This window comes from Aestuariimicrobium ganziense, assembly GCF_015352975.1.
GTDB lineage: Bacteria > Actinomycetota > Actinomycetes > Propionibacteriales > Propionibacteriaceae > Aestuariimicrobium > Aestuariimicrobium ganziense.
Genome location: NZ_JACYIZ010000004.1, coordinates 238,003 through 254,823 on the forward strand (window position 1 = coordinate 238,003; position 16,821 = coordinate 254,823).

The 16,821-nt window shown below is 68.3% G+C and carries 18 protein-coding genes; 5 read left to right on the forward strand and 13 right to left on the reverse strand.

Going from position 1 to position 16,821, the window contains the following annotated elements:
• Positions 1 to 120: 120 nt before the first annotated feature.
• A complete protein-coding gene (locus IE660_RS09250) occupies positions 121 to 1,419 on the forward strand; it encodes a serine/threonine protein kinase (RefSeq protein ID WP_203568071.1) in 1,299 nt (432 codons plus the stop codon).
• A 510-nt stretch (positions 1,420 to 1,929) separates the two neighbouring features.
• Here the strand turns inward: IE660_RS09250 and IE660_RS09255 are convergent.
• The 11 genes from IE660_RS09255 to IE660_RS09305 form a co-directional block, all read right to left on the reverse strand.
• Positions 1,930 to 2,874 (reverse strand): AfsR/SARP family transcriptional regulator, encoded by a 945-nt coding sequence (locus tag IE660_RS09255; protein ID WP_203568072.1) that lies wholly within the window; start codon positions 2,872 to 2,874, stop codon positions 1,930 to 1,932.
• A gap of 12 nt (positions 2,875 to 2,886) precedes the next feature.
• Positions 2,887 to 4,743: a LysM peptidoglycan-binding domain-containing protein gene (locus IE660_RS09260; protein ID WP_203568073.1), complete on the reverse strand. Its 1,857-nt coding sequence runs from the start codon at positions 4,741 to 4,743 to the stop codon at positions 2,887 to 2,889.
• Positions 4,744 to 5,208: 465 nt separating this feature from the next.
• On the reverse strand, positions 5,209 to 5,628 hold the full coding sequence (locus IE660_RS09265; protein WP_203568074.1) for a TadE/TadG family type IV pilus assembly protein: 420 nt from the start codon (positions 5,626 to 5,628) through the stop codon (positions 5,209 to 5,211).
• Positions 5,628 to 6,110 carry a TadE/TadG family type IV pilus assembly protein gene (locus tag IE660_RS09270; protein WP_203568075.1) on the reverse strand — a complete coding sequence of 161 codons (483 nt, stop codon included), beginning with the start codon at positions 6,108 to 6,110 and terminating at the stop codon, positions 5,628 to 5,630. The genes IE660_RS09265 and IE660_RS09270 overlap by 1 nt, the downstream gene beginning before the upstream one ends.
• Before the next feature lie 121 nt (positions 6,111 to 6,231).
• Complete coding sequence (locus tag IE660_RS09275; protein ID WP_203568076.1) at positions 6,232 to 6,507, reverse strand: TadE family protein; 276 nt, start codon at positions 6,505 to 6,507, stop codon at positions 6,232 to 6,234.
• A gap of 12 nt (positions 6,508 to 6,519) precedes the next feature.
• Positions 6,520 to 6,729 carry a hypothetical protein gene (locus IE660_RS09280; RefSeq protein WP_203568077.1) on the reverse strand — a complete coding sequence of 70 codons (210 nt, stop codon included), beginning with the start codon at positions 6,727 to 6,729 and terminating at the stop codon, positions 6,520 to 6,522.
• Between the two features lie 41 nt (positions 6,730 to 6,770).
• Positions 6,771 to 7,664: a type II secretion system F family protein gene (locus tag IE660_RS09285; RefSeq protein ID WP_203568078.1), complete on the reverse strand. Its 894-nt coding sequence runs from the start codon at positions 7,662 to 7,664 to the stop codon at positions 6,771 to 6,773.
• The gene (locus IE660_RS09290; protein WP_328701915.1) at positions 7,661 to 8,476 is read right to left on the reverse strand and encodes a type II secretion system F family protein; all 816 of its coding nucleotides are present in this window, start codon (positions 8,474 to 8,476) and stop codon (positions 7,661 to 7,663) included. The genes IE660_RS09285 and IE660_RS09290 overlap by 4 nt, the downstream gene beginning before the upstream one ends.
• 35 nt (positions 8,477 to 8,511) lie before the next feature.
• A complete protein-coding gene (locus IE660_RS09295) occupies positions 8,512 to 10,011 on the reverse strand; it encodes a CpaF family protein (protein ID WP_203568080.1) in 1,500 nt (499 codons plus the stop codon).
• Between the two features lie 44 nt (positions 10,012 to 10,055).
• Positions 10,056 to 10,805: a hypothetical protein gene (locus IE660_RS09300; protein ID WP_203568251.1), complete on the reverse strand. Its 750-nt coding sequence runs from the start codon at positions 10,803 to 10,805 to the stop codon at positions 10,056 to 10,058.
• A gap of 84 nt (positions 10,806 to 10,889) precedes the next feature.
• On the reverse strand, positions 10,890 to 11,075 hold the full coding sequence (locus IE660_RS09305; RefSeq protein ID WP_203568081.1) for a hypothetical protein: 186 nt from the start codon (positions 11,073 to 11,075) through the stop codon (positions 10,890 to 10,892).
• A gap of 564 nt (positions 11,076 to 11,639) precedes the next feature.
• On the opposite strand from IE660_RS09305, the gene IE660_RS09310 reads away from it, so the two are divergent.
• From IE660_RS09310 to IE660_RS09325, 4 genes are all read left to right on the forward strand, one after another.
• The gene (locus IE660_RS09310) at positions 11,640 to 11,987 is read left to right on the forward strand and encodes a MarR family transcriptional regulator (RefSeq protein ID WP_203568082.1); all 348 of its coding nucleotides are present in this window, start codon (positions 11,640 to 11,642) and stop codon (positions 11,985 to 11,987) included.
• Between the two features lie 385 nt (positions 11,988 to 12,372).
• On the forward strand, positions 12,373 to 12,600 hold the full coding sequence (locus IE660_RS09315) for a helix-turn-helix domain-containing protein (RefSeq protein ID WP_203568083.1): 228 nt from the start codon (positions 12,373 to 12,375) through the stop codon (positions 12,598 to 12,600).
• A 139-nt stretch (positions 12,601 to 12,739) separates the two neighbouring features.
• Positions 12,740 to 13,381 (forward strand): DUF433 domain-containing protein, encoded by a 642-nt coding sequence (locus IE660_RS09320; protein ID WP_203568084.1) that lies wholly within the window; start codon positions 12,740 to 12,742, stop codon positions 13,379 to 13,381.
• Positions 13,378 to 13,812 (forward strand): DUF5615 family PIN-like protein, encoded by a 435-nt coding sequence (locus tag IE660_RS09325; protein WP_203568085.1) that lies wholly within the window; start codon positions 13,378 to 13,380, stop codon positions 13,810 to 13,812. Before IE660_RS09320 ends, IE660_RS09325 begins: the two co-directional genes overlap by 4 nt.
• A 112-nt stretch (positions 13,813 to 13,924) precedes the next feature.
• Here the strand turns inward: IE660_RS09325 and IE660_RS09330 are convergent, their stop codons facing one another.
• Together IE660_RS09330 and IE660_RS09335 are read right to left on the reverse strand one after the other, a co-directional pair.
• Positions 13,925 to 14,752: a hypothetical protein gene (locus IE660_RS09330; protein WP_203568086.1), complete on the reverse strand. Its 828-nt coding sequence runs from the start codon at positions 14,750 to 14,752 to the stop codon at positions 13,925 to 13,927.
• A 494-nt stretch (positions 14,753 to 15,246) separates the two neighbouring features.
• Positions 15,247 to 16,617: a tyrosine-type recombinase/integrase gene (locus tag IE660_RS09335; protein ID WP_203568087.1), complete on the reverse strand. Its 1,371-nt coding sequence runs from the start codon at positions 16,615 to 16,617 to the stop codon at positions 15,247 to 15,249.
• Positions 16,618 to 16,821: the final 204 nt, after the last annotated feature.

Below are 16,821 nucleotides of genomic sequence, written 5' to 3' on the forward strand. Positions count from 1 at the left end.
CCTGCCGGGACCTTGTGCCCGAGAAACCCCGGACGATTCGTGAGCGTTCCATGCCCAGTTTGGATGCGGCAGAATGGCTTCGCACGACACGAAGTGAAATCTCACGAACGGAGCGCCACCATGGCGACGTGGAAAAAGCTGGCGCGCCTTAAGGTCACTGGGCAGGGCGAGATCTACCGGGTGCAGAACCAGGAGACCGGTGAACTCGCAATCATGAAGCGACTCCTCAAGTCCCCTCAGCTTGCCGACTCGGACGGCGAGATGCGCCGATTCCGTCGCGAGGTCCGGTCACAGAACGCCATGGAGCACGAGGGAATCATGCCGATACTCGGCTGGAACTTCGAGGCTGACCCGCCGTTCTACCTCATGCCCGAGGCCGAGATGACGCTTGAGGACCTCATTGAGCGCAATCCCAGCGGTGTCGGCCCAACAGAGGCGGCCGAAATCATTCTCACAGTGATCGACACTATCGCCTACGCCCATGCGCAGGGCATATACCACCGGGACCTCAAGCCCGCGAACATCCTGCGGCTTGACGGCCACTGGGTAGTTGGCGACTTCGGCATGTGCCGGGACCTCTCGACCGACTCGACGACCATAACTCGGCCCAACACGATCGTCGGCACCGTGGCCTACGTGGCCCCTGAGCAATACGACGACGGCCACGCCATCGAGGCAAGTGCTGACGTGTACGCCCTCGGCAAGGTCTTCATTCACCTCCTGACCGGGCGACGCCCGTTTCCGTACACTCAACTCGAGTACGTCCCAGCGGAGTACAAGTACCTTCTGACCAAGGCGCTCGCCGAAAGGCCCGCGGACCGCCATGCGACGGTCGCGGAGTTCGGCCGCCAGATCGAGCTTGTTGCGGCGAAGTCGGACACGCTGCGCTCCGTGGAGGACAGAGGCAAAGACCTTCTCTCCCGGGGCATCAAGGGCGACACCGGCGCCACGGCCGAGCTGCTGGCGTTGCTGCTTGCCGAGGCCGGGGACGAGGCGCTCTACACTTCCTTCGTCGCGAAGTTGCCCGAGCCGATGCTGGCAGCGATGCAGGCGACGAACAAGCCCGCGTTTGAGGAGCTCATCAAGACGTTCAACGAGTACAGCGAGGGCGGTCACCCCTTCAACTACGTCGACGTCATCGCCGACTTCTTTGCGATGGTCTACCGCATCGCCGAGAACGCGATGATTCGGCGACTCGCCCTTCACCGGATCATGACGGTCGGCGCCTCGCACAACCGTTTCTACGTCGGCGAGGTGTTCGCCCGGCTCGTGAGCTCCGTAAAGGACCCTAATGAGATCCTGATGGCGGCCGACGTGATGAGAGAAGATCGAACCGCAGCTCACTGGTACAGCGGCTACTTCACAGCTAAGCATGCGCTGCCCCGGCAGATCCGTGAGATTCTCGACGAGGCCGCCTGACTTGGCTCGCGCGCACCCAAACCTGCGCGAGTCGATGTGACTGGCATCCATCTGTGGTCGCAGCGCTGTGCATCCAGAGACGTGTGTCAGTTCGCAGCAGTGTCCTCGAATAGCGCCGGGATGGGATGCTCGGTGAAGAATGACGGGCCGGCGGGCCAATCCGCAGCGGTGGTGTCCGTAAGATTCTTCGGATCGCGCGGAGATGCGCCTGGCTGGTTGGTCGCAACCCACCACGTCCATTCTGTTCGCCTGACGGGCGACCCGACGACGACCTCTGACGTTGCTGTCCCCCGCCTGTCGCTCCTCGGCATGACCGCGAGATCACGCCCATCGATGTCGATGTCTCCAGATCCGCGGAAGGTCCCCGACCATGTGACGCGGCGGTTGCCAGCCCCCTGCACGAGCGAGCAGGCGCGCTTGGAGGCCGCATCGCCACTGCCTCGCCATTCCACCCTCAATGTCTCTGCACCGCGCCGCGGGCGACCAAAGGTCCGGTGCTACCCGTTCAGTTCAGGCGACACGCCCCGTCTTTAGCCACAGCGGGCTGGAGGCTAGATCGGCTGTTCGGGCAGGGAGATCGTCGGGCGCCTCGCCCTCCTCGGCGCGGTTGGTGATGTCATCTCGGAGGATGCGTTCGGCAGCCTGCCGGTCACCCTCCGCGGCCACGACAGCGGCCAGGTCGAGTCGAGGGGTGTCCTCGTACGGGGCCGCGAGTAGGGCTGTCTCTGTGGCGGTGCGGGCAAACTCCAGGTCGCCGGAGTGCAGCGCCGAGATAGTGATTGTGTGGGCCACGTCGACGACAGCACAAACCATGTGCTGGTCGATGCGGACACCGTCGGCCAGCCAGGCCCAGCCGCGCCCTCGTTGTCCCGTGAACGGCTCTCCCGTGACCAGGCCCAACGCCGCCCGCAGGTCGCTGAGACCCTCGGGACCGCGTGCTTGGCCACGCGCCCGGAGCCGGCGGAACAGGTCGATGTCGGCCAGGACGCCGACCAGTTGGTAGATGCCCATGCCTCGGGCGATGCCGCCCGGAGACTTGGTCGCCTCAGGGAGGTACTGCGCACCAGTCGTGGGGTCGACGCCGAGCCAGCTCCGCACCTTCGACAGGTGGACCCTCATCTGGGTGGCATCGGAGCCGAACGCATCGACGACCTGATCGATCGTGACGCACTGGGGGTGCAGCGCCAGGAACGCCAACAACTCGGTGTAGAAGGCCTTGCGCTTCGCGACCGCCGTAGGCTTGCCGGTGGTACCGGTGCGCGCCTGGATGGGGCCGAGGAGCCGCAGGTGCGGTCGGGTGCCGGCAGCCCAGGCCGCCAGGTCGGCGTCCAGACCCGGGTCGGCGCCCTCGACCGCTGCCCGGACCTTGTCGGGCACGTGCGGCGCGAGTTGCTGCAAGTCGTCCGTGGTGGTCGCAGCCACGTCGAGGACCTCGGCGTCCGGGGCTGGAAGCACCGTCGCCCCCGGCTAGGATTTGGGATCAGTGTCGCGGGGCATCACCAGTGCGTCCCGGATCGCTCCGGCGGCGTCGCAGTACTCGCGCCAGCCGTCGTCGCCGTCGCTCGGCATCTGGATGTCGTCGAGCAGGTCCGCGTGGGCCAGGAGCAGCGCGCAGCCCTGGGCTTCGGCGGGGGTGAGTCCGTTGGCGATCAGCTCGAGGCCGAGGGACGGGATGAGCACCCGCCCCTGCCCGGTCAGTCGGACGCCGAGGCCACGGACGGGCTCGGTGTCGGCGACCATGACGACAGCGGTGCCGGTCCGCCCGGGATGCTTCCCTACGAAGGCGAGCAGCTGGTCGAGCGGAGTGCTCGACAACGCCCCGTTGACCAGGACGAGCCAGCTCTCCCACACGTCGCCGCCCAGGTCCTCGACGCGCCCGGCCGCTGCGGTCACGCCATGGTCGGCGCACTTGTCGACGGTCGTGCGGGCCGCAGCGATCGCGACGTCCAGTGCGGCCGGGTCCTCGAGACGGTGGTGGCGGATGCGGGCCGGGTCGAGCGGCACGGCCTCCGGCGCGATCCCGACGCAGTCGACCTGGACCTGGCGTGCCCACGGGTTGACTGCGATCTCGGCAGCCACGTAGCGAGTGAAGTCGGCGGCGTAGGTGGGGTCACCGGTCAGGCTGATCGTGCCGAGCTGTTCGAGGTTGACCAGCCACGTGGCACCGTCGTCGTCCAGTCCCACGGAGACCAGCTGCGGGTAGGCGGATCGGGCGGTCGACTCCTGTTCGTGCGCGCCGGTGGCCAGCAGCCATCGACGGCCGTCGGCCGGGTCCGGGCGCCACGGATGCGCCAGCGTGATGGGCTCGACCAGTTGCACCGCCACCTCGCCCGGCAGGAGCTGGACAGCCAGGAGCGGGGGCGGGGCGAGGCGGTCCTCGCCGGAGGCGGCGAGCAGCCTGAGCGCGTGGTCGATGGCGAGCAGGGTGGGCGTCGCGGCCAGCCCCTCGGTCATCACGGTCTTCTCCACCGGAACCAACTCCGGCGGCGGCACCTGGATCGTCCGCCCCGGACGACGGGCACGGAACTGAGCCCTCCGGCGCTGACGCAGGGCGGCCAGCAGCCCAGCAGCAAGGACGCCGCCCGCTCCGGTGAGCCCGACCAACAACCAGAGGGCCAGCGCGTCGGCGTCCCGGTCGGACGCCTCGCTCGCCGGCTTGTCGTCGCTGCTCACATCCGTGGACACGGTCGCCGAGGCGGACGGGGCGGGCGCTGCCGGGGCGCTCGACGGGGCGACGGGAACAGCGCCGGCCGTCTCGGACGTCGCAGGCGACGTCGCGGACACCGGCGTGGGCGTGGCGGTTGCGGAGGGGACTGCGCCAGCCGGCGAGGGCTCCGCGGTCTGGGGTGTCGGCTCGGCTTGTTCGGGTTCGGGGGAGGTGGGCAGGTCGGGCGTCGCTCCCGCAGCGGCCGGGATGAGTACGTGCCAGCCGGGGAGGATGAGGTCCGGGTCGGTCAAGCGACGGCCGTCCGGCTGGGTGAGCTTCCGGGAGGCCTCGAAGATCCGGGGCCAGGCGTCGGCGTCGTCGAGGTGCTCCTGGGCGATCTCGCTCAGCGTGTCTCCCTTGACCACGGTGTAGCCGGAGGGTTCGCGGTCGTTCGCTGCCGTGGCCCGCTCGCCGTCGGCCTGCGCACCCGCGGGCAAGGCGAGCACCCAGCCCGGCTTGAGGAACTGGGCCTTGCCCCGGAGGAGTTCGTGGTTGAGCTTGAGGATCTCGGGGTAGCGGTTCCCGGACCCCAGGTGGTGCTCGGCGATCGACCAGAGGGTCTCGCCACGCTTGACCGTGTGGGTGAGGGGCGGGGTGGCGTCTACCGAGAGCGCCACGGCGCTCGGCGTGGGGCCGGGCGGGCTTCGCCGGCTGGGGTGCGGCCGTTGCCGTCGGCGAGGCCACCGGGTTCGGGCTGTCCGGAACCGCGGATGCCGTCTCGATCCCCGCCGCAGGCACCGTGATGAACAGCAGCAGTGCTGCTGTCACGAGCCGGCGCGCCGGCAGCTGGGACCACCGGAGCCCGGGCAGCTTGGGTGCCTCCAGGCCTCGGAGGGCTGCGATTGCCTCGGTGAGGATCGTGATCGCCAGCAGACCCCAGACGATCCACGCCGCGCCCTTCAAGATCAACACGGTCAGGTGGCCGTCATCCGGCGTGGTGAGCGCCGCCCACCAGCCGTCCAGGCCGGAGGGCGTCGGCCCCCATCCGAGGGCCAGTAGCACGGCCGGCAGCCCCACGAGCAGGACCAACAGCGCGACGGAGGCGGCGAATCCGACCAGACGGGGGTGACGAAGTCCTTGGTTCATCGGGGGGCTCCGTTCACGACACGCGACAGCAGGATGGTGGCGTCGCCGCTGACCGTCTTGGGGCCGATGCCTGCGGTTCCGAGGAACTTCGGCTGGTAGACGATGGTGACGTGCACCGACAGGGTGGTCGGTCCGGTGATGCTGACGCTGCCGTCGACGCCGGCGGCATGGAGGTAGGCCGCTGCGGCCGTGCGGGCGGTGGCGGTGTCGATCTGCGGGGATTGGCCGCGCATGATCTGGCTGGCTTGGACCTGGTTCGCGGCCGTTCGTCCCGCCTGCTGGGCCAGGTCGTGCGCGCGCTGTTGGGCGTTGACCTGTCCGGTGAGGTCGACGGTGATGCCGATCACGAGGGTGAGGATCAGGGCGATCAGCACGCCCCAGACGGTGACCGAGCCTCGTTCATCGTGGTGGCGCATCATCGCCCCCTGAACACATCGAGCGGACTGGTGACCGTCGCGCTCACCACCCGGTCCGGTAAGCCGGGCCGGGCCAGCTCTGACAACTCCACGGTGCAGCTCACGGTCGCCGCGACGCTGGCGGGCGTTCCCACCGGCCTGGGGAACCCCGAGGTGTCGAGCGTGACCGTCATGGACGCGCACGTCAGCCCTTGGTTGGCGAGGGTGGCGCGCGCCGCCGCCACTGCGGTGGTTTGCGCGGCACCCGCGGTGCGGGCGATGGACGCCGCGCGTGCGGCGTCCGCAGCTGCCTGCTGGACGCTCCCGTGGGCGATGGCCACCCGGCCGCCGGCCACGGCGAACATGAGCAGGAGCATCAGTGCCGGCACCAACAACACCAGTTCGATCGCCGCCGAGCCGCGCTCATCGGCGGCGGTCTTCCAGCCCCGAGCCTTGGGCCTCCCGAGCCTGAAGCGTCGGGATTCGTGAACTCGTTGCTTCATCGCGTGTACCTCTCGATCGGCAGGGTGGCCGACTGGGACACGGTCACGTCCATGAACGGCACGAGCCGGACGCTGTGGCCGGTCACCGTCACGGTGGTGCTGGTAGCGGTCCTGTCGCCGGTCACACGGTCACGCCGGTCAGCGTGGTCCCTCCCACGTCGGTGGCGAAGGACCTCGCGCTCGACAACCCGGCCTCCAGGGAGGAGTTGAGCATCGCCGACGTGCGAGCACCCGACTGGGCGGACGCCAATGCGATCGACCGGGCGTGGAACCATGTGCCGGCCTGAACGGCCAGGAACAGAACGGTCAGCACGAGCGGGAGCGCGATCACCATCTCGACCGATGACGAGCCGCGCTCACCCCGCATCAGCCACCGGTTGGACCTGGACCGTCGCATGGTCGTCGTCGCCTACCGGATCTCGTTGGCCTTGCCGACGACGTAGGCCTGAATGATCGCGGCGACGACCCCCACGATCGCGATGGCAAAGATCGCCCAGAGGACGTTCTGGATGGTCTCCGACATGCCGTCCTCGGCAAGCATCCGCTTGCGCTGCTTGGCGAGCCACGACTCGAGGTCGCGGCGCATGAGCTGGCTCTCCACGTACAGGTTGAGCATCATGATGGGGTTTCCTCTCCTGAAGGGGTTTCTTCCTTTGGGGGTCAGGTGTTGCTCATCAGGGTCATCAGGGATGGCCCCAGCAGGATGGCGATGAAGACGATCGCCAGCATGGTCGCAGGGATGGTGAGCCGCTCGGAGGCGGCATTCGCACGGGCCTGCTCGTCGGTCAGGAGCGCCACGCGCAGCGCTCGGTTGTGTTCCCGGAGGGTCTGGTAGACGGGCATCGTCTGCTGCTCGGCCAGCGCCATGATGTTGGCCAGATCGTCGAGCTCGGGCAGGGCCAGTTCGTCGCCCATCGCGCGGAGGACGTCCCACGGTGGGCGGCCGTCGACGCTGGACTGGGTGAAGCCCTCCGCCAGACGGTCGAACACCCACTGGCCTCGGCCGACGCGCGCCGCGTTCTCCAGCGCCTGCCGGGGCCCCGACCCGGCTCGACGTTCGAGGGCCACCAGGTCGATGAAGCCGGTCAACACGTGGTTGAACTCGAGGCGGGCCGCCTTCGCCTTGCCGTGGATATCCAGGTTGGGCAGCACGAACAGCCCGACGGCACCGACCAGCGACGCGATCAACGGGACCGCGATCGGGAACCGCAAGCCGAACACGTTGAACAGCGTCGACAACAGCGGGGGCGCGACCAGCCCGATGGCAGCCAGGATCAGCTTCTCGCCGTAGAAACTGGCCTCCGTCCGGCGCAGCAGCGCCAGCTCCTTGACCGGCGTCATCCACACCCACCTCGGCACCCAGCGCGCGACCCACGCACCCACCCGGTCCTGGGCGTCCACGCCGCCCAGGAGGGCCGGAGCTGTCGGCACGCCGGTCAGCCGGTCCAGCGCGGGACCGAGCGCCGGGACGGTCGGAGCGAGCCACCACACCGCGCCCAGGACGCTCGTGGCGAGCATCAGGCCTGTGAGGGCCGCGAGTTGCAGGCCGGTCATGACGGTTCTCCGGACGCCAACAGTCTGGGCAGGGGCTTGACCCGGGCCATCCGTCGCATGACTACGAGACCTATGACGTAGAGCGCGAGTAGCACCGACAGGACGACCTGCCCCATCGGTGAGCGGTACGGCTCCAGGTACTGGCCGGTGGCGGCCATCCCGACCAGGCACACCACGGTGATCAGGGTGACGATCCTCGCGGTCTGGCGCGGCTTGCTGCGGTCGGCCTCCAGGTGGCGCCGGGCTGCGACCTCCGCGGACACCGACTCGGCGAGCCCGGACAGGATCTGGGAGAGACCGTCCGCCCGCTTGTGGGCCGCAAGGATCAAGGTGGCCGCCACCAGGTCACCGGTCGAGTCGTTGAACTGGTCGGCGAACGCCCGGAGCGCCTCGGCCGTGTTCCACCGCGACCGGATCCGGCCCACCAAGGTGGTCACCTCCGGACGGATGACGTCGGGTGCGGTGCGCAGCGTGGCCACGAGGGCGCCCTCCAGGCCGACACCGACAGTGATCACGCCGGCCAGGTTGCGCGTCCACTCCGCCAGGCCTTCGAGGCGTTCGATCGTGTGGGACTCATCCGAGACGCCCAGGACCACCGGCAGGCCGACCGCCGCGAGCGGGAAGATCACGATGGCGATCACCCAGCCGGACAGCAAGGCCACCACCACACCGGCAGCCGCCGCCAGAACACCGGCGACGAGGATACGGCGCGGGACCGAAGCAAGCCGCACCAGGAGGCGGGGCGTCGCCGGAGCGGCCGTCGGGACCGGCACGCGCCGGAGCCCCGCGACCAGCCCCATCAGGCCACCCACGCCAAGGACGCTCACTAGCGCGGGAACCAGCGGGTTCATGCGACACCGCCGTGGCGTTGCGCCTCCAGGAGGAACTCGTTCGCGGTGAACCCGTGACCCGCGAGCATGCGTAGGTGATCGGGTAGTACGAAGGCGACGGCCGGGCCGTCGGGGTCACTGCGGAATACTGTGGTCGCGGCGTAGCCGGCGGACTCCTCGCCCGGCGTGATCGCGAGCACCTCGTCGATCACGCGCCGTTTGCGGACGGAGCCGTCGCGGCCGCGGACGTACATGGACCGCAGTTGCACCACGAGGCCGAGGCAGCGAGCCAGCTTCATCACCGCCGAATCGCGGGTGAACTCGCCGGACTGCATCGCGCAGCTGACCAGTTTCTCCATCGTGTCGGACGCCGACGCGGCGTGCGTCGTCGACAGCGAGCCGGACCCGGACTCCATGGCCATGATCATCTGCGCGACTTCGCGGCCGCGGACCTCGCCGACGATCTGGCGGTCGAGCGCGTACCGGAAGGAGGCGTGCATGCCGTCCTGCAGGGTGAACTCGTTCACCGGACGCCCGTCTGGTCCCCGCTCGCCCGAGCCGGGACGCGCTTCCCACGAGAACACGACGGGGTGTTCGTCGACCAGCTGCTCCAGACCGAGTTCCCGTTCGGTCTCGAAGGTGCCCAGCACCTCCTCCGGCCCGATCTCGGCGCACAACGCCCGCAGCAGGGTGGTCTTCCCATCGCCTTGTTGGCCGGAGACCACGATCGACAACCGAGCCTTCACCGCGGCCGCGAGGAACGACGCGAGCAGGGGGCTGAGGGTGCCGAGGCCGATCAGGTCGTCGAGGGTGATGCGCACCAGACGGTGTCGTCGGATCACCACACTCGGCCGATGCGTGACGAACGCGGACGCCGCCAGCCGAGCGCCGTCCAGGTTCAGGTGGAGGTCGGGGTTGGCGTCCGAGAACACGCGCGGCGGATCGGCCCGGGACGCCAGGTCCTGCAGCAGCTGGATCAGGTCATCGTCGGACGCCGCGACCGGCGGCCCCGGCACCTTCTCGCCGCCCACCAGATCCAGGAACACCCGGTCGTGCCCGACGACGATGATGTTCTCGACGTCCGGGCGATCGACCAACGGCTGCAGCCGGCCCAGCCCGAACATGAGGTCGAAGACGGCCTGCGCCAAGGCGTCCTGCGCGGTGGCGGAGCTGACGTAGCCGTTGACGGCGAACCGCGCCTCGGTCGCCTCCTGGACGACCTCCATGATCACGGTCCGCCCCAACTCCTGGCGCGCGATCTCGTCCGCCAAGGGGGAACGTCCGATCCGCTCGGAGAAGCGCTTGGACGCCAGCGCGCGGAGCTCCGACGCCTCGTCCCAGTCCACCTCGGGCGCCCGCCCAGAGGGTCGACCGTCGACGCCCGACCTCGCCTTGCGGCCCACGACGTGGAGTGACGACGATGTCGGTGCGACTGCCGTCGACAGGGTGAAGCCAGAGCGGACGCGGCCCGGCCGTGCCGGATCGGTGCCGTCGCCGAAGGCGGTGAACAGCGGCACGCTGGCCAGGTCGGGCCTTTCCCAGGTGGGCTGCGGCTGCTTCGTCATCGTTCCGCCTCCGCCCTGGTGCGCGGTGCGAGGGCTCGAAGCGACTCACCCAGCGCCACCACCGAGCGAGGTAGCGCCGAACGGTCGAACCGACGTTGGGGCTCCCCGTGGGACCACCACCGCGCGGCGTCCGGATCCCACGCGACCTCGCCGACCACGGGCACGCCCAGGGTCTTGGTGACCTCGGACGTGCTGTACCGACGTGCCGGGCCCGCGATGACCAACCGCACCTCGCCCAGCGAGCCTTCCTGAAGACCGGGCAGCCATGACCGCACCCGGGCCAGTTCGGGCAGCCCGGTCCCCGTCACGATCATGGTCACGTCCGACTCCGAGATCAGCGGCTCCGGGCTGCCGACCATGCCGAGCCGGCCGGCGTCCACGACGATGTCCACGCCCGTGTCGACCTCGAGTCCGCGGAGGGCTTCCAGGAGCGCGTCCCACACGCCGAGGAGGGACGCGGCCTGCTGGTGCGCGCGGAGCCCCGGCAACAGACTCGCGTTCGAGTCGGCCAGGGGGAAGAGCCGTGACGGCAGTTCGTCGGCCAACTGGTGGTGCCGGTGCGCCAGCACCAGCTCGGAGAGTCCCGGCCGCGCGACCCCGGTGCAGTAGCCCGCCAGGATCGCCGAGCCGCCCGACGGGTCGGCTTCCACCAACACCACCGGGCGGGGCCACGTCAGGGCGAGACCGACCGCCAGGGTCGTCACCCCCAGCGAGCCCGAGACGGACGCGACGGTGAAGACGGGCATGGCGTCACCGTTCCCGGGAGTCGAGCACCACGGCCACCTTGCCTGTCGCAGCCCGCGCTGCCAGATCAGGAGCGGCGTCCGCACTCACCAGCAGGAGGTGACGACCCACCCGTCGCCCTTGGCCAAGGCGCTTTGGGACGGGATCTTCGTGGCTCCGACCTGCACCTGCCCCCGCTGGCGGACCGTCGTCAGCATCACCTGCAGGCTGCTCAGCGCCTCGCCCGAGGCAAGGGTGTCGAGCTCGTTGATGCTCCTGCTCGAGTCGGCCAAGAGGCCGTCGAGGGTCTGCCACAGCAGGACGACTCGCGCCTTCGCGTCCTCGAGCTTCTGGTCTTCGGGGCTAAGAGTCGGTGTCGGCGTCCGTGGGTGACGGCGATTGCGACGGGCCCGTCGGTGTCGGGCTGGTGGTGGGCGTGGCTGTGCAGCCACCGATCAGGGCAGCGGCCATGATGGCGCCCACCGCTTTGGTGGCCAGTCCCAGGTGGGTCATCCCATCCTCCTTCGCCTACGGGACATAACGGGGCGCGGAGGCACCTCGCGGACATCCTGTGCGTGGTGATTTCTCGTGGAAGGCGGCAGCGCCGATCCCGGAGGCGCTCGGCGCTCGTGTGGCGCTGTCGCGGGTACTGCCAATGTCAGAAGCGGCCATCGCTGGCTCCAAGCTCTCCAGGGGGTGGACCTTGTACGGGAAGGCTAAGCATGGATTTCGGAGATCTTGCGGATTTCGAGCTTCGCTCTCCGCGTGTCACGCCAGCACATCTACACCGTTTAGCGGTATAGATTGCTCATCGTGTCTCGTCTCCCCTTGCCGCGGACCACTGGAACAATGGGCGCGTGCCTGCCTACTCCGACGCCCCGCTCCCTGTCGGGTTGGACGCGTTGGTCGGCATGGGCATGAACCGCGTCAAGCTCGCGATCGCCGTGGCGCTGGCCGAACACGGGGGTTGTCTCAGCACCCCGGAGCTCCTCGCCGCGCTCGGCGAGGGGGTCGCTGGTACGACGATCGCGCGCAACCTCACCGAGCTCGAGGACCACGGCTACGTTACCGGCGACGTTCCCCGCGACGAGCGCCGTCGCCGACGCACGCACTGGACGCTCAACCAGGAGACGCTCCACGCCGACCTGCGTGCGCTCATCCAAGCCACCACGCCCACCGACGAATCCCCGACCGCGACGGGTTGACGGGCGACGGGGGCAGTCGGTGATCGAACCCGAAGCTCCCTGGGCGAGTTGGGTTACGGGAGTCGTCAGCTCCTTGGCGCAGTAGGCCTAACTCCCGGCCCACAAGGCATGTCGTTCGCGTGATGCCGTTGCGCAGCGACACTGCGATTGCTGGGCACGACCACCGGGTCAGCCGTCCGGCACGAGCACGGCCTCACCTTGCTCTTGATCTCGCTCCGGCCTCGTGGACCACGCAACTCCGCCCCCACAAGGGCCGACTGCTCGCCGTTCGCCCCGGATGCAGCCCTGCAGTTCCAGGAGACTGACCAAGGGGCTGCGGCCGGGAGTACGTCGAACTGGTCTGGTGTCCTTCGAGGCCCGCGTGGGCCCAGGGAGGGACAGTGCCATGACCATGCGAACCTACGAGACGTTGCCTACGGCCGCCGCCCGGATCGGAGTGAGCGTGAAGACCATCCGCCGCAGGATCGCCGAGGGTGTCCTCCCCGTCTACCGGTGCGGCCGCATCCTCAGGCCGGACCCTGACGACGTCGACGCCATGTTCCGCCGCTACCCGACTTGGTCATCCGCGTCGCGGGTCGCGACACCGCTTCAGACCGCCCGGCGCACGAACTAGTTGGCTCGGGGAGACCACACGCCGGCACAAGCGTACGTACGGTCATGCCCGATGCTGGGATGCAACGTGTTCGGAGGTCCGTTGTCGTAAGCGACTGGCAGACTGGTCGCAGGGAGCAACCGCACGGAAGGAGACGTCGATGGCGTACACAGCCAACATGGCGGCCCTGCTTAGCGGTGCCAGCCAAAGCCAACTCCGCTACTGGCGTCAGTCACACAAGGGCGAAGCTCCTCTGCTCGTGCCGGAGCACGGCACGCGGCCGCACGCCCTCTACTCCTACCGCGACGTTCTCGTCCTGCGCATGTTCGCCCGACTACGCGGTGAGGTGTCACTCCAAACGATCCGCAGAGCGGTCACCTGGATGGAGGAGCACCTGACCGACGGGCAAGACCTGTCCGAGCGCACTCTGCTTGCTGTGCCAGAGAAGAAGTCCATCGTCTACTTCTCCGAGGACGGTGAGTTCTTGGATGTGGGCAAGGCGCCGGGACAGTACGGACACCAGGCCGTGATGCGCGATCTGTTCAGGCCGTTTACGAACCGTCGCGGTGACGTAGTGCCCGACCTGACGCACCCCGCTTCGGGGTTGCTGGTCGATCCCGAAATCCGGGGAGGGGTGCCCGTTGTGGACGGGACCCGCATCACTTACAACCTACTGGCCGGACTCGCGCAAGACGGTCTGACTCTGGCCGAGATCCATAAGTTCTACCCGGGAGTGTCCGCCGAGGCGGTGAAGGGGGCCACGGAACTCGCCGGTCGCGTCGCGTATGCCCGCGCGGCGTGAAGGTACTCCTGGACGAGGACGTTCCTGAACCCCTTGTTCCGCTCCTCGGGCGCCTACTTCGCGGACACGACGTGCAGCATGTCCGCGACCTGAAGTGGAAGAGCAAGAAGGACCTTGACCTGTTCCCGGATGCGCGGCGAAGAGGGTTCGAGGCGATTCTGACCAACAACATCGGCCAGTTCAACGATCCGGAGGAGTGCAAGGCAATCCAGCGCTCCGGCCTGCATCACATCTCCTACCAGATCGACGACGGACTCGATGGGCTCGCTCGCGCCTCCGCATCCATATGCGCTGCAATCCGACCCATCGTCGAGGCACTCGAACCCGTGAACTCACAGCGGGTGGTCAAGATCACGGCCATCTCGGCACGGACCAAGCGCTTCATCGTCTCCAACCCGGCCACCGACCCGCCGAGCAAGTACTGGCCCTGACCACCGGTGTCCGCTACCGCGACGCCGGACCCCCGACCGGGGGGCACAGGACCGAAAGCGTTCTGGCACCGAACCCATTCGTAACGGTCGGGGTTGAGGCGAGAAAGCGACGCTAGACGTGGATGCGTGCAGCCTTGCGAATGGGAACCTCTGCGGGCTTTGCCTGCTTGCGAGGCCGGGCCTTCTGCGTCATTGGGTCAAGGGGGTGTTCAAAGGGCCTGAAGGTCTCCAGCACGTCCAAGTGGAGCTGATATACGTTGCGTTGACGGGGCTCCCCCTGCGACTGATAAGTCTCACGCTCGACCGTCAGCAAACCTCGGTCCCGCAGTTCCTCTGTCGCGCGCGTCCACGTATCGTCGGAGAAGCCGTACTGTCGCTTGCGGATTCCGTCGGCCCACGCGCCTTTGGTCTTGCGCCCACCGGTCAACTCCCTGAGGACAATGAAGATGGCGAGGGCGCGGCCAGACAGGGCAAGGAGCCATCCCTTCTTCCAGAGCGCTATTGGCAGCGTGACGTAGGGGGCCTTCAGGTCAGCGTCGTTCCACTCCTCTCCCGACCCATCTGGCCGCAGGATCTTGATGGTCCGAGTGCGGCCCGGCGGAGCCTCGATCGCGACGAGCCTGTGGTCATTGCTAGCGAGAACCTTGAGAGCGCTGTTGACGCGCCTAGCACCCACGACGGAGGGATCGGGGAACCCCAGGCAAGACGCGATGTCGGTCGCGGTGATCGGTACGTCGTGGGGCGCTGCCGTCGCGATCATTCGAATCAGGAGGTACACCCGGAGCCGGCTCTCTCCTCCCTGTCCGCCACGCATCATCCTGGCCAATGGCGGGTCATCACCACGGACGAAGTCAATTGGGAATCGGACCGACCTTGAACGTTGAGACTTGGTCACCGCCTTCTCCAGTCGCTGGACGGCCTCGGAGTTCGGTGGGGGCACCTCTTGACCTCCTGTGTGACGGGCACCCCTACGGGCTTAGCGGGGGCACATGAAGTGCCGGGGGTGCATGGGCTGCTGAGGGGTGCTAGGGCCTACTGTGTAACTATAGCCGCAACACGTGCACCCCTCATACCGCCAGAAGAGTACTCCTCTCCCCGCGTCCCCAGTACCTCTCTCTACGCCAAGGAAGACCCTCTCATACCGCCACCGAAGTGACGGTGTGCCGGTTGCTCATCGACACCCCATGGAGGAAGCTCGCCTCAAGGCCCCCCGCAAGAGAGGCAAGTAGCGAGCAGCATTCGCCCCTCAGGGCGGTGCACCGAGGAGGTGATGAGAGTGCGCGTCACGAAGTTCCGTCTCACGATCGAGTGGGACGGCACGACGCTCAAGATCGCGCTTGAGCCCTATTAGGTAGGGGGTGGACCCATTGACTTGCCGGTCCCCGGATCCACCCCCATTCAAGCCCGACCCTACGGATCGCGCAAGGCCGCCACTCATCGTCCGCTGAGTGGCGGCCTTGGCACACAAACCGCCGGGAGCCAGGGACGGACGTCCGGCAGCGACGCCAGGGTGATGCACCCCGACGGAATCGGCGCGCCCAAAGACCCCGTCCCGCTTCGTCGAAGATGGTGACCTGTGGTTGGACACCGACGTGACTTCCTTGCCTCGCTGTCGCGATGTCGCCACCATCGCTCGGCAATCCGGGTTGATCGCGCCCCCCGACATGGCTTGTCAGGTGGCACGACCCGTCGCGAACTCAGACATCCTGGCCGCCAACTGGGGGCATCGCGTTCGGCCGCGACGTGCTGATAGCGCATTGTCATGTTCGGCGTGCTGTGCCCGATCCGCGCCTGAAGCTCAGCCAACGTGGCTCCCAACTGCGCCGCCAGCGTCGCGCTGGTGTGACGCAGCCCGTGCACCGTCAGGCCGGGCATGTGGATGGCCGCCTTGCCCTTGTTGTGGGCGACACGCAGAACGCTGTCGTTGAGCGGGGAGTGCCCGTCCCTGGCCGGGAACAGCAGCGCCTCCCGCTCACGCACCGGCTGGCGCGCCGCCCACTCCCGCAACGCCGGAAGGAGGTGGGGAGGGATGGACACCGACCTGACCCCGGCGTCCGTTTTGGGTGGACCGATCAGGAGTTGCCCCTTGAGTCGCACGACGGCCTGACGGACATGCACCACGCCGATGTCCAGATCCAGGTCGCGCCCGCGGAGCCCGCGCACCTCGCCGGACCGCAATCCGCACCAACCGGCCAGCAAGAGGGGCGCTCGCCGCGCCTCGGGCACGGCAGCCAGGTAGCGGTTGAGTTGGTCGACCGTGAGCACCTCGATCTCACGCGCCCGTTCCTTCTGGGTGCCCGCCTTCACCCGGCACGGGCTCACCTCCACGAGCCGCTCCTCGACGGCCTCCTTGAAGATCGACTTCAGCAGCCCGTAGGCGTTGGCCTGCTGGGTGGGCGTCGTCCGCATCCCGGCGTACCAGGTGGAGATCTCCGCGGCGGTGATCTCGCCCAGGGGCTGCTTGGCGAACGCCGGAAGATTGGTCAGCCGGAGCAGCTTCGCATACAGCGCCGCCGTGCCCGGACGAATCCGCCGGCGGGCCACTACGGTGGTGGCGTATTCACTGAGCAGCAGGGGTGCTTCCGGAACCTCCCGGACCTGACGCGCCGGCGGCTCCCACTCGCCGCGACTGATCATCCGTTCCTGGTCGACCAGCCACCCTTCGGCGTCGATCCGGGCGACGAAGGTGATCGGAGCACTGTGCCGGCCGCCGTCGGGGCCGGTGTAGCGCGCCCGGTAGCGCCCACTCGGCAACTGGCCGACCTCACCGAAGCCTCGCTTGACCTTGGCCCGTGGCCTACCCATGATCTGCCCCTCCCGTCACGCTCGTAACGGGCACGAGGACGGTCGGGTGGACAGCGGGCGGCCCTCGCAACGTTCCCCACGCCCCGGATGTCGTGGGGAATACGTGGGGAACCGTGGGGAATGGGAGGCCTCTGAAGGCCATCCGTGTCCATGAGAGTCCACAACTGAGAAGGACCGAAGTCCTTGTCAGAGGGGATTTGATGT